This is a genomic window from Microbacterium sp. A94 (assembly GCF_051842855.1).
Taxonomy (GTDB): Bacteria; Actinomycetota; Actinomycetes; order Actinomycetales; family Microbacteriaceae; genus Microbacterium.
This window is the reverse complement of the sequence record NZ_JBPXMU010000001.1, coordinates 657,925-670,414: the sequence shown is the minus strand read 5'-3', so window position 1 is coordinate 670,414 and position 12,490 is coordinate 657,925. Positions and strand designations below refer to the sequence as shown.

12 protein-coding genes and 1 tRNA gene are annotated in these 12,490 nt (G+C 63.8%); 11 read left to right on the top strand and 2 right to left on the bottom strand.

The annotated features are described in order from the left end of the window. Positions 1-14: 14 nt before the first annotated feature. Positions 15-953 (bottom strand): hypothetical protein, encoded by a 939-nt coding sequence (locus ACSU1L_RS03390; protein ID WP_439254721.1) that lies wholly within the window; start codon positions 951-953, stop codon positions 15-17. 70 nt (positions 954-1,023) lie between these two features. Here ACSU1L_RS03390 and ACSU1L_RS03385 point away from each other — a divergent pair, with 70 nt between their 5' ends. The 3 genes from ACSU1L_RS03385 (at position 1,024) to serA (ending at position 3,562) form a co-directional block, all read left to right on the top strand. Next, on the top strand, positions 1,024-1,494 hold the full coding sequence (locus ACSU1L_RS03385; RefSeq protein ID WP_439254720.1) for a hypothetical protein: 471 nt from the start codon (positions 1,024-1,026) through the stop codon (positions 1,492-1,494). Beyond that, on the top strand, positions 1,491-1,826 hold the full coding sequence (locus ACSU1L_RS03380; RefSeq protein WP_439254719.1) for a hypothetical protein: 336 nt from the start codon (positions 1,491-1,493) through the stop codon (positions 1,824-1,826). Before ACSU1L_RS03385 ends, ACSU1L_RS03380 begins: the two co-directional genes overlap by 4 nt. A 131-nt stretch (positions 1,827-1,957) precedes the next feature. Next, on the top strand, positions 1,958-3,562 hold the full coding sequence (gene serA / locus ACSU1L_RS03375; RefSeq protein ID WP_439254718.1) for a phosphoglycerate dehydrogenase: 1,605 nt from the start codon (positions 1,958-1,960) through the stop codon (positions 3,560-3,562). A 27-nt stretch (positions 3,563-3,589) separates the two neighbouring features. Here serA and ACSU1L_RS03370 read toward each other — a convergent pair whose 3' ends face one another. After that, positions 3,590-4,147: a TetR/AcrR family transcriptional regulator gene (locus ACSU1L_RS03370; RefSeq protein WP_439254717.1), complete on the bottom strand. Its 558-nt coding sequence runs from the start codon at positions 4,145-4,147 to the stop codon at positions 3,590-3,592. Positions 4,148-4,212: 65 nt separating this feature from the next. Here ACSU1L_RS03370 and ACSU1L_RS03365 point away from each other — a divergent pair, with 65 nt between their 5' ends. From ACSU1L_RS03365 to ACSU1L_RS03330, 8 genes are all read left to right on the top strand, one after another. Then, the gene (locus ACSU1L_RS03365) at positions 4,213-5,748 is read left to right on the top strand and encodes an MFS transporter (protein WP_438254744.1); all 1,536 of its coding nucleotides are present in this window, start codon (positions 4,213-4,215) and stop codon (positions 5,746-5,748) included. A gap of 66 nt (positions 5,749-5,814) precedes the next feature. Then, complete coding sequence (locus ACSU1L_RS03360) at positions 5,815-6,864, top strand: 3-isopropylmalate dehydrogenase (RefSeq protein WP_439254716.1); 1,050 nt, start codon at positions 5,815-5,817, stop codon at positions 6,862-6,864. 45 nt (positions 6,865-6,909) lie between these two features. After that, positions 6,910-8,004: a branched-chain amino acid aminotransferase gene (locus tag ACSU1L_RS03355; protein WP_439254715.1), complete on the top strand. Its 1,095-nt coding sequence runs from the start codon at positions 6,910-6,912 to the stop codon at positions 8,002-8,004. 139 nt (positions 8,005-8,143) lie between these two features. Beyond that, the gene (locus ACSU1L_RS03350) at positions 8,144-8,920 is read left to right on the top strand and encodes a fumarylacetoacetate hydrolase family protein (RefSeq protein WP_439254714.1); all 777 of its coding nucleotides are present in this window, start codon (positions 8,144-8,146) and stop codon (positions 8,918-8,920) included. Then, on the top strand, positions 8,917-10,176 hold the full coding sequence (locus ACSU1L_RS03345; RefSeq protein WP_439254713.1) for an MFS transporter: 1,260 nt from the start codon (positions 8,917-8,919) through the stop codon (positions 10,174-10,176). Before ACSU1L_RS03350 ends, ACSU1L_RS03345 begins: the two co-directional genes overlap by 4 nt. A 12-nt stretch (positions 10,177-10,188) precedes the next feature. Further along, positions 10,189-11,694 (top strand): glutamate--tRNA ligase, encoded by a 1,506-nt coding sequence (gene gltX / locus ACSU1L_RS03340; RefSeq protein WP_439254712.1) that lies wholly within the window; start codon positions 10,189-10,191, stop codon positions 11,692-11,694. Between the two features lie 63 nt (positions 11,695-11,757). Beyond that, positions 11,758-12,255, top strand: a complete 498-nt coding sequence (locus tag ACSU1L_RS03335) for a lipocalin family protein (protein ID WP_439254711.1) — start codon at positions 11,758-11,760, stop codon at positions 12,253-12,255. Positions 12,256-12,349: 94 nt separating this feature from the next. Continuing rightward, positions 12,350-12,421: transfer RNA gene (locus tag ACSU1L_RS03330), tRNA-Gln, on the top strand. Positions 12,422-12,490: the final 69 nt, after the last annotated feature.

Below are 12,490 nucleotides of genomic sequence, written 5' to 3'. Positions count from 1 at the left end.
CATTTTGCGTTCGGCTATTCGGCGACAGCCTCAAGCTTGAGTGGATCATCGGCCGGGTCAGCCCACACCGGCTGCGGCAGCAGCGTGTCTACGGCCCCGCCCTGGATCTCACGCAGCGCATCCGTGATCTCATCGGCGTTCTCGGGAACAGCCAGATCGCAGGCACGCAGCTCGGACACGAACTTCAGCGTGAGCCGGCCCTTGCCGGCCTCGATGGCTTCGGCGGTCGTACCGGTGATCTTCTCGCTGCCCGTTTGAATATCCGAGACCTCGTCGCACACGTGGTAAACGCTGCCACCGGCGACCCAGACGACCTCGTCCTGGCCGAGCAGCTGAATCACGGCGGACTGGTCAGCCGTGTACTGCTCGACGGACGGCGGGTTGTAGTCGATCCCCAGTGCGACCGCGACAGCCGCAAAAACGACGCCGATGATGCCGGCTGTTGTCTTCTGACCCTTGTCCATGTCCTTGTTCAGGAAGATCAGAATGATCAGCGGCAGGAACGCGACGATGGCGATGATCGCACCGAGCTGGTTCTGCACGAAGAAGCGAACGGTGTCGGACTTCTTCGCCGGATCCAGCCGATTGGCCTTCTTCCACAGCATCGAACCGGTGATCGAGAGCGCTGCGATCACGACGAGGGCGACGATGAGGGCGATGAAGGCCCATTGCGGGAAGGTGGCGGTCGCATTCTGTGTTTCCAGAAGCCCGGTATCGGGGTCGCGGATCAGCGTGCCGTCTTCGCCGACGAACTCGCGCTGGCGCAGCAGCCAGAAGATCGCGACGGCTTCGGCCGCGATGGCGACAGCCCACAATGCTGCTGCTATCCAGCGGAAGGTCGTCGCCTTCTTCTTCGACGCCGGGGTGGGAACCCAGGAGCGGTCGGATCCGTCGGCAGGCTCCGGCACGGAGGCGTCAGCCGAATCGGCGACCTTGTTCTTGCGCTCAACCACGTAAATTCTCCTCAGACTATGAACGCCCTGAGCATATCGGGCGGGGTGCAGTGATCGCTACGCTGGACACATGACATCGGATGCTGACGACGCGCTCTCTTGGGCGGGCGATGAAGACACGGCTGCGCCCCAGCCAGCCGCCACTCCTGCGCTGCCGGATGGATGGAATGCCGTCGGTAAAGACAGCGAAACGGTGGGGCGCCTCGAAGAGGACGGTTCCGTAACCGCTCCGACGGAGCCGAAGCCACTCAGCACGCCGATGCTCCTTCTGCTCGGTATCGTCGGCGGCGTCTACCTGCTGTACACGATCGGTTGGATCGTCGGCGGACTCAACCTGCAAGGCGGCGCCCTGTTCCTGATTCCCGGCGTCATGTACCAGGTGGCGTTGTGGGCGGCGGTGCTGGCCCCCGCCCTGTGGTTCGCCGCCGTCTGGTTCTTGACCCGTACCGCAGCCAGTTGGGTGCGCGTGCTCGGTCTGCTGGGCGGAGTGTTTCTGCTCGTGCCCTGGCCGTTCGTCATGACAGGAGTGATCGGAGCATGAGCGAGATGACAGCATCCCGTGGGCAGAGCCTCGGCCTGGGTAAGACGATCATCATCGGTTTGGCAGGACTCTTCTACGCTTACGGAGTGTGGAACGCCGTCGCGTACCTGGCAGCCGTGGCCGGCTTCGGCTTGAACGCGTACGGCTGGTTCGTGCTCATCTTCTCGGTGCTCTTCCCGATCCTGGTCTTCGCGGCAGCTTACGCATCAGGCCGACGCCGCAGCGCCGCGGAGCTCAGCATCACTCTGATCGCTGGACTGGGCCTGGTGGCCGTGTTCTGGATGAACGTCGTCGCGTTGAGCACCCTGAACTTCGCCTCGCTGACCGGATAGTGCGCATGACGCATCGCGTCACACGGCACGGAGCACCGTTCACCCTCCGGTAAGGTGGAACCGATCGCGCCCCGACGGTGTGCGGCGCATCGATCCCACCCGCGCTTGTCGCTTATCTCGAAGGATCCGCTGTGTCGAAGCCCGTCGTGCTCATCGCCGAAGTTCTCTCGCCCGCCACGATCGAGGCCCTCGGCCCCGACTTCGACGTACGACAAGTCGACGGCACCGATCGAGAGGCGCTGTTCGCGGCGCTCGCTGACGCGCAGGCCGTCCTCATCCGCTCTGCGACCAAGATCGATGCGGAGGCACTGAGCCACGCACCGAAGCTGAAAGTCGTCGCCCGCGCCGGGGTGGGCCTGGATAACGTCGATATCCCGGCGTCGACGAAGGCCGGCGTCATGGTGGTCAACGCACCGACGTCGAACATCATCTCTGCTGCAGAACTCACCTGCACGCACATTCTCAGCCTTGCCCGCCACGTGCCCGCGGCGCACGCATCGCTGGCTGCCGGCCAGTGGAAGCGCAGCGCGTACACCGGTACGGAACTGTTCGAGAAGACCCTCGGCATCGTTGGCCTCGGCCGTATCGGTGCTCTGGTGGCCGCTCGAATGCAGGGATTCGGCGTGAAGGTCATCGCCTACGATCCCTACGTCACGAGTGCACGCGCGCAGCAGCTCGGCGTCGAACTGCGCACACTCGACGAGCTGGTCGCTGAGGCAGATTTCTTGACGATCCACATGCCCAAGACGCCCGAAACGACAGGCATGATCGGCGCAGAACAGTTCGCGGCGATGAAGAAGTCCGCCTACGTCATCAACGTCGCCCGTGGCGGCCTGATCGATGAGGAGGCTCTCCGCGAGGCTCTCATCGCCGGTGAGATCGCCGGTGCCGGTCTCGACGTGTTCACTTCTGAGCCTCCGGCGGAGGGCGGCTCCGCACACGCCCTGCTGGACCTGCCGAACGTCGTCGTCACACCCCACCTCGGCGCATCCACCGACGAGGCACAGGAGAAGGCCGGCGTTTCGGTCGCGCGCTCCGTCAAGCTCGCGCTTGAGGGTGACCTGGTTCCGGATGCTGTCAACGTCGCTGGCGGCATCATCGACCCGTTCGTCCGTCCTGGCATCGCGCTCGTCGAGAAGCTCGGTCAGATCTTCAGTGGCCTGACTACGTCTGCTCTCACGAGCTTGGACATCGAGGTCCGCGGCGAATTGGCGGACTATGACGTCAGCGTCTACCGGTTGGCTGCGCTCAAGGGCATTCTTTCGAATGTTGTCAGTGAGAATGTCTCCTACGTCAATGCCCCGCTGTTCGCAGAGCAGCGTGGTATCGAGGCTCGTCTGATCGTCGAGAAGGACAGCCCGGAGTATCGCAACCTCACCACCCTGCGCGGGGCTCTGGCCGACGGCACTGTGCTGTCCGTGGCCGGTACTCTGGCGGGCACCCGAATGGTGCAGAAGATCGTGGGCATCAACGGCCACGACATCGAGGTTCCGATCGAGACGCACCACATCGTCATGCAGTACACCGACCGTCCGGGCATCGTGGCGGTGTACGGCCAGAAGTTCGGTGCGGCAGGCATCAACATCGCTGGCATGCAGGTTGCTCGCCGTGAAGCAGGTGGCCAGGCGTTGACCGTTTTGACCGTCGACTCCCGCGTTCCCGAGGATCTGCTCGCCGAGGTCGGCGAGGCGATTGAGGCCAACGTCATTCGCGAGATCGAGATCACCGAGGTCTGATCAGCGCCCGCCTCCTGAGCTCAGCGCTCAGGAGGCGGAACGCAGAACAAGCGCAATGAGTTCGTCAAGCCGGTCTCCGACCGGCACGGGCGTTGCGAGTCCGCTGGCTTCAGTGCCCGCGGCATCCAGCGCGTTGTTGTAGTAGAGGCCGTCGCTGAGTAGCATCACCAGGTCGAGCGCTGTTTCATCGCGCACGTGGGGGCGTAAAGCAGCAGCCCATGCCTCGCGGATGCGTCTCAAAGCCTCGGATGCTGCGACGGAACCTCCCTGGGCGACGCGCGATGCGGCGACCAAGGCGCGGTCGAGCGCGGCATCTTCCATCACGGAGGTTCGCAGAAAATAGGCGACAGCACCCTCCGGGGCAGTTGCCATGCGTTCGAGGTCTTCCTCCGCGAGAGTTTCGAGACGCTCCAGGAGCCCGGTGATCAGGTCTTCTTTCGCTGCGAAGTGGTACAGCAGACCGCCCTTGGAGACTCCGGCGGCCTTGGAAGTCGCATCCAGTGTCGCCGTGCGCTCACCATCCTCGATGAGGATCGCTTCGAAGGCGTCCAGGACGCGCTTTCGGGCGCGGGGAGGTCTGGCCATGTCTGTTACTATACCATCTGGACGGTTCAGTATCTCGACGCCGTCGAACGCAGAAGAGGATCTCCATGACGCAGGCCACGCCGACTGACACCGGCGGAATCTACGCACCCCGAGTGGGCGCACGCGGGTGGTTCGCACTCGTCGTGCTGATGCTGCCCGTACTGCTCGTATCCGTCGACACCACGGTGTTGAGCTTCGCGCTGCCGGAGATCGCGATCGCTCTCGCTCCATCCGGTGCCCAGCAGCTGTGGATCATCGACGCGTACCCGCTCGTGCTCGCCGGTCTGCTGGTCACGATGGGAACGCTTGGGGACCGATTCGGCCGCCGCCGCATGCTGCTGTTCGGTGCCACAGGCTTCGCGGTGGTCTCGGTACTCGCTGCTTTCGCGCCCACAGCCGCATTGCTGATCGTGGCGCGCGTGATGCTCGGATTCTTCGGAGCAATGCTGATGCCCTCGACGCTGTCGCTGCTGCGCTCGATCTTCCAGAATCGCGATCAGCGACGAATGGCCATCGCCGTGTGGGCCTCCGCCTTCTCCGCTGGTGCCGCGCTCGGCCCGATCGTCGGTGGGATCCTGCTGGAACACTTCGCGTGGGGATCGGTGTTCCTCATCGCCGTGCCGGTGCTCATTCCGTTGCTGATCTGCGCGCCCCTCCTTGTTCCGGAGAGCCGCGACCCGGCACCGGGCAAGATCGACCCGATCAGCATCCTGCTCTCGCTGGGGACCATGATCCCGATCGTGTACGCGATCAAATCCTTTGCTGTGGACGGTCCCACTCTCATCGCCGCGGCGTGGGCGATCGTCGGGGTTGTCTTCGGCGTGATGTTCGTCCGCCGGCAGTTGCACGCAGAGTCTCCGATGCTCGATATGGCACTGTTCCGCCGGGGCTCCTTCTCCGGTGCGATCCTGGTGAACCTGCTCAGCGTGGTGGCGCTGGTGGGATTCTTGTACTTCGTCCCGCAGCACCTGCAACTCGTGCTGGGGATGTCACCGATGATGGCCGGCCTGGCGCTCGTGCCGGGAATGCTCGCCGTCATCGTCGCCGGGCTGAGCGTCGTGCCGATATCGCGCCGTCTGCCTCCGCATCTGGTCGTGCCCGCCGCCCTGGTGTTCTCTGTCGTTGGATACCTCCTGGTCGCATTCACGGCAGCAGGGCACGGGCCATTGCCGCTGATCATTGCCTTCGCTGTGCTCGGGATCGGAATCGGTGCGGCCGAGACGATCTCCAACGAACTCATCCTCTCCAGCGCACCCGCTTCGAAAGCGGGTGCAGCGAGTGCCGTCTCAGAGACCGCCTACGAGTTGGGTGCTGTGCTGGGCACAGCCATCCTCGGCGGAGTCATCACGGCTCTGTATCGCGGTGCACTCGTGGTTCCAGAAGGCGTGCCTGCCGAAGCCGGTCGTGTTGCCCGGGAAACTCTTGCCGGCGCTTACACGTCAGCTCAGCAGTTGCCGGATGCGGTCGGCACGGCGCTGTGGGATGCTGCGGCGTCCGCGTTTGAATCCGGAATCATGGTCACGTCACTGATCGGCGCGGCACTCGTCGTGCTCGCTGGTTCGATAGCCGCCGTCACACTGCGCGCACCACGCGCACGCTGACCAGTACGCTGGGAGATACCGCGCGCCGGAGACTCGACGCCGCGGATCCCGATGCAAGGAGAGTCCATGTCGCGTGTCGTGAAGCTTGCGGTCATCCCGGGTGACGGGATCGGCCCCGAGGTCGTCGCAGAAGCCGAGAAGGTGCTCGACGCCGTCACCGCCGGATCCGATGTCGTGTTCGACAAGACGCGCTTTGCGCTCGGCGCTGCACGCTATCTCGAAACCGGCGACACGCTGAGCGATGAAGACCTGGAAGCGCTCAAGGCGCAGGATGCCATCATCCTCGGCGCTGTCGGAGGAACACCTGGCGACCCGCGCCTGAAGAACGCGAACATCGAGCGCGGCCTGCTGCTGAAGCTGCGGTTCACACTCGACCACTATGTGAATTTGCGTCCGTCGAAACTGTATCCCGGGGCATCCGGGCCTTTGGCGGATCCGGGCGAGATCGACTTCGTCGTCGTCCGCGAGGGGACCGAGGGTCCGTACGTCGGCAATGGCGGTGCCATCCGAGTCGGCACCGCGCACGAGATCGCCAATGAGACGAGCGTCAATACTGCTTTCGGTGTCGAGCGCGTCGTGCGCTACGCATTCGCTCTCGCCGAGCGTCGCCGTCAGAAGCTCACTCTGGTGCACAAGACCAACGTTCTGGTCCACTCCGGGGGCATCTGGCAGCGCATCGTCAACGAGGTGGCTGTTGAGCATCCGAATGTGGTCGTAGACTATCTGCACGTCGATGCGGCCACGATCTTCCTGGTCACAAACCCCGATCGCTTCGACGTGATCGTCACCGACAACCTCTTCGGCGACATTCTCACGGATTTGGCAGGCGCCGTCACCGGTGGCATCGGCCTCGCCGCTTCAGGCAATATCAACCCCGACGGCGCGTACCCCTCGATGTTCGAGCCCGTTCACGGCTCGGCGCCGGACATCGCAGGTCAGCAGAAAGCCGACCCGACTGCGGCCATCCTGTCTATCTCGCTCCTGCTCGACCATCTCGGGCTCCGCGAGGAATCGGCCCGCGTGACACGCGCGGTCGAGGAGGACATCGCAGCCAGAGACGGCTCTCGAACCACCAGCCAGACGGGCGACGCCATCATCGCCAGACTCCAGGCGTAGTCTGGATTCACGCGAGCGCCGCCCGCATCGAACGCAGGATGTGACATGACAACCACCGAAACCGAACTCGCTCCGTTGGAGTTCGCAGTGACGAAGAACCTCGCAGCAAAATCCGCTGCTGAGCGTGAAGAGATTCTGAAGGCACCGGGCTTCGGCTCGGTCTTCAGCGACCACATGGTCGATATCTGCTGGTCGGCACGTGGTGGATGGCACCGCCCGCGCGTGCAGCCCTACGGGCCGATCTCCTTGGATCCGGCAGCGGCCGTGCTGCACTACGGCCAGGAGATTTTCGAGGGCATTAAGGCCTATCGCCACGCGGATGGCTCTGTGTACACGTTCCGTCCCGACCAGAACGCCGCGCGCCTGCAGCGCAGTGCCCGGCGCATGGCCTTGCCAGAGCTGCCGAGTGAGTACTTCCTCCAGTCATTGCGCGAGCTCGTTGCGGTCGATGGCGCGTGGGTGCCGTCGGGCGAGGACCAGAGCCTGTACCTCCGGCCGTTCATGTTCGCAAAAGAGGCGTTCCTGGGCGTGCGTCCCGCGCAGAAGGTGGCGTACTACCTGATTGCGAGCCCCGCAGGCTCGTACTTCAAGGGCGGAGTGAAGCCGGTGCGGATCTGGCTGTCCGAGACGTATGCGCGTGCAGGTAAGGGCGGTACAGGGGCAGCAAAGACCGGAGGCAACTACGCCTCGAGTCTGCTCCCACAGGCTGAGGCCGCCGATCAGGGCTGCGACCAGGTCGTCTTCCTCGATCAGGACGGCAATGTCGAAGAGCTCGGTGGCATGAACGTCGTGTTCGTGTACAAGGACGGGCGTATCGTCACTCCGCACTCCGACAGCATCCTGGAAGGAATCACCCGCGACTCGTTGCTGCAGTTGGCCGAGGACCGCGGACACACCGTCGAGCGGCGTGCGGTTTCCCTGCAGGAATGGCGCGACGGGGTGGCATCTGGCGATATCGTCGAGGTTTTCGCCTGCGGTACCGCGGCGGTTGTGACTCCGATCGGCGCTCTGGTGACCGGCGAGTTCGAAGATCAGCAGCCCATCGGCGACCTCGCGCTGTCCCTGCGGGAAGAGTTGACCGACATCCAGTACGGTCGCCGCGCAGACAAGCACGGCTGGCTGCAGCGGCTCGACGGCTGACCTCAGTTCTACCTGTACGGATGCAGGGCCGATGCCCGGATGCAGGGCGAAACCACGGTGTTTCGTCCTGCATCCGGCTTTTCGCCCTGCATCCGGGCAGACGGATGAAGGGGACCAGCCGCGCGAGTAGGCTGACAGGGTGAAGATCGCTCGGTTCAGCCACAATGACGCTATTCGCTACGGCATCCTCGATGAGCAAGAGCTCGTCGTCCTCGATGGGGATCCGATGTTCGCCGGTTTCGAAACCACGGGCGAGCGCGTTCTGCTGGCGGATGTTGCGTTGCTCGCACCCGTCATTCCGCGGTCGAAGGTGGTCTGCGTCGGCAAGAACTATCACGATCACGCCGCAGAAATGGGGGGAGTGGCACCCGAGGAACCGCTGCTGTTCCTCAAGCCCAACACTTCGGTGATCGGCCCTGGCGACACGATCGTGCGTCCGACCCTGTCTGAGCGTACCGAGCACGAGGGTGAGCTGGCCGTGGTCATCGGTCGCATCGCCAAGAACGTCAAGGCAGCGGATGCTCTGGACTATGTGTTCGGGTACACCGTCGCCAACGACGTCACTGCCCGCGACCTGCAGAAGAAAGACGGACAGTGGACTCGGGGCAAGGGTTTCGACACCTTCTGCCCGCTCGGCCCCGTGATCGAGACCGAATTCGAGCGGGATGACGCGACAATCGAGACACGCGTGAATGGCGAAGTGCGTCAGAGCGCGCCGCTCAGCGACATGATCCATTCGGTTGAAGAGATCATCGAATACGCATCAGCGGTGTTCACGCTGCTTCCCGGTGACGTCATCCTCACAGGAACGCCCGCCGGGGTAGGCACCTTCGTCGCCGGGGACACCGTCGAAGTCGAGGTCTCAGGCATTGGCATCCTGCGCAGCTCCGTGCGGGACGCGATCCCGGTTTCGTGAGCGTACCGACCGTTCAGGAGCAGCGCGCTCTCCAGCGCCGAACGGTGCTGGTCCTCTCGGCAGGACAGGTTCTCGGCGGCATCGCCTTCGGTGCGACCGTCTCGCTCGGAGCATTGCTGGCCGCCGACATCTCCGGGGACGATGCGCTATCCGGACTTGCCACCGCCTCCGTCACACTCGGGGCGGCGCTGTGCGCCATTCCGCTCGCGCGGTTCGCGAGTGCGTTCGGCCGTCGGCGCGCGCTCACCCTCGGTAACCTCTTTGCGCTCGTCGGCATTGGCATCGTCATCCTCGCAGCGGCGCTGCGTCTCTTCCCATTGCTGCTGGTCGGGATCATCCTCATCGGCGCCGGGAACGCCGGAAACCTGCAGTCGCGATTCGCCGCAACCGATCTCGCGCAGCCTGTGCACCGCGGACGTGATCTGTCGATCGTCGTGTGGGCGACCACTGTGGGCGGTGTCTCAGGTCCGCTGCTGCTCGGCCCCGGTGAGATCGTGGGTCAGGCCATCGGGATGCCGCCGCAGACAGGTTCGTACCTGTTCTCGCTCGTTGCCCAGTCGGCCGCCTTCATCCTGTACATCATTGCTCTCAGGCCCGACCCGCTGCTGCTGGCACAGCGGCTGCTGGCGTCAGCCGCCGCGCAGACGCACACCGCTGCGCTCCGCGACCACGCTGGCGTCGCCCGCTACGCGATGTTCGCTATTGCCGGTGCGCACATCGTGATGGTTTCTGTGATGGCGATGACGCCGATCCATCTGTCGCACATGGCACACGACATGCACGGTGGGCACGCATCATCCACAGACATCACGACGCTTGTCGGCATCACGATCGCCGCTCACGTAGCGGGGATGTACGCCCTGTCGCCAGTCTTCGGCATCCTCGCAGACCGCTGGGGCCGGCTGCGCGTGGTCCTGCTGGGCCAGGTGCTGCTCGCAGCAGCCCTCGGTTTCGCCTTCTTCACCAACGATCAGGCGGGGGGAGTGATGATCGCATTGATCCTGTTGGGCCTCGGTTGGAGCGCCTCGACGGTTGCTGGCGCGGCTCTGCTCACCGAAGCCACCACACCGGAACTTCGTACGCGTCGCCAAGGACGCAGCGACTCGCTCATGAGCTTCTGCGGCGCTGGTGGCGCAGTTCTCGCGGGGGTCGTGATGGCGAACTTCCAGTACTCTGGCCTCGCCGTGGTCGCAGCCGTCGTCGTAATCGCGATCGCCGTCGCGTCTCCGCTCGGAAGGCTTCGGACACCCGCGTAGGATTGAGGAGATATGGCTACTCCTCACGCTCTCACCACCACTGCTTCGGGCTCTGACGTCCGCGTTCGCTTCTGCCCGTCTCCGACGGGTCTGCCGCATGTCGGTATGGTGCGCACTGCCCTGTATAACTGGGCGTACGCCCGTCATAACGGCGGCAAGATGATCTTCCGCATCGAAGACACGGATGCCGCACGCGACAGCGAGGAGAGCTTCCGCCAGCTCGTCGACGCTCTCACCTGGCTGAAGATCGACTGGGACGAGGGCGTCGAGGTCGGTGGGCCGCACGGGCCGTACCGCCAGTCGGAGCGTCACGACATCTACCGCGGCGTCATCGAGAAGCTGCTCACGACGGGTGCGCTATACGAGAGCTACTCGAACGCGGAGGAGATTGACGCACGCAACGAGGCAGCCGGTCGGGCGAAGCAGCTCGGCTACGACAACTTCGATCGCGACCTGACCGATGAGCAGAAGGCAGCTTTCCGCGCAGAGGGGCGTCAGCCGGCGTTGCGCTTGCGCGTGCCGGATGAGGATCTCACGTACGTCGACCTCATCCGCGGAGAAGTGACCTTCCCCGCCGGGTCTTTCCCCGACTTCGTGGTGGTTCGGCCCAACGGCATCCCGCTGTACACGTTCGTGAACCCGGTCGATGACGCACTGATGGGAATCACCCACGTGCTGCGCGGCGAGGACCTCATGCCCTCGACTGCACGTCAGCTCGCGCTTTACGCCGCGCTGATCGACGCCGGCGTCACAACCTTCGTGCCCCGTTTCGCTCACATGCCGCTGGTGCTGGGGGAGACCGGCAATAAGAAGCTGTCCAAGCGCGACCCACAGGCAGACCTCTTCCTGCACCGCGAGCGTGGCTTCATCCACGAGGGCCTGCTGAACTATCTCGCATTGCTCGGCTGGTCTATCGGCCCTGACCGCGACATCTTCTCTCTCGACGAGTTCATCGAGGCGTTCGATATCGAGAACGTCAACCCGAACCCGGCTCGCTTCGACCAGAAGAAGGCCGAGTCGATCAACGGCGACCACATTCGGATGCTCGGGGAGAAGGACTTCGCGGAACGCACCATCCCGTATCTCGCCGCTGCGGGCCTGTTCGAAGAACCGACCCACGAACAGCTCGTGATGGCTTTCCGGGTGGCACCGCTCGTGCACGAGCGCGTGCAGCTTCTGGGGGAGGTGCCCGGCATGGTCGGATTCCTCTTCTCGGACGATGTCTCCTATGACGCCGATGCGCTCAAGGGTCTGCCTGCGAACGCAGCGGATGTTCTGGATGCCTGCACCGCGGCTCTGGAGCCGGTCACCGAGTTCACCACCGAGAAGATCCAGGAGGCGCTGTCAACAGCACTCGTGGAGAAGCTGGAGTTGAAGCCTCGCGTCGCTTACGGGCCTCCTCGCGTGGCCATCACCGGACGCCGGGTATCGCCGCCGCTGTTCGAATCGATGGAGTTGCTCGGCAAGGAAGAGTCGTTGCGTCGCCTCGGCGCACTGTCTCAGCACTTGCGCCGATAGGCAACCCCCTCATCGTGAGCTCTGTGACCGAATACCGTGGTGCAGACCGAACGAGGAGGAACAATGACTGACCATGAAGCACGCTCTGTCGATGTATTTGATCTGCAGCGCTATCTCGGCCTCTGGTACGAGTTGGGGCGTTTGCCGTTGCGTTATGAAGACGATAAGGCGACCGATGTCACAGCGGAGTACTCGCTCAACGACGACGGCACCGTAAAGGTCGACAACCGCTGTCGCGATGAGCAGGGAGAGCCGACTCAGGCGCTCGGTTTGGCGATTCCGGATGAGGATCACCCGGGCCGGTTGGAGGTCACCTTCCTTCCCGAGGGGTTGCGCTGGATTCCGTTCACAAAGGCGGACTACTGGGTTCTAAAGATCGATTCTGACTACCGTTATGCGCTCGTCGGTACGCCCGATCACAAGTACCTGTGGTTGCTCGGGAGAGAGCCTCAGACGGATGCTGCCACCCGTGCGGAGTACCTCGAGGAGGCGCGGTTGCAGGGATATGAGGTGAAGAACTGGATCGAAGCGGGTCAGTCTGGACACCGGGTCGAGATCTGACCGCGGCGACGCGCCCGGAGGGGTGCGCACGTTTTGGCAGGAACACAGAAGTCGGGTAAAGTTAACTCTCGGTGCAAGGCTCCGGTTTTGCCCTTGGGGTATGGTGTAATTGGCAACACAGCGGTTTCTGGTACCGCCATTCTTGGTTCGAGTCCAGGTACCCCAGCATTCAGAACTCCCCGCTTTCGAGCGGGGAGTTCTTGCTTTCCCGGGGAATCACTTTCGAGTCAACGCT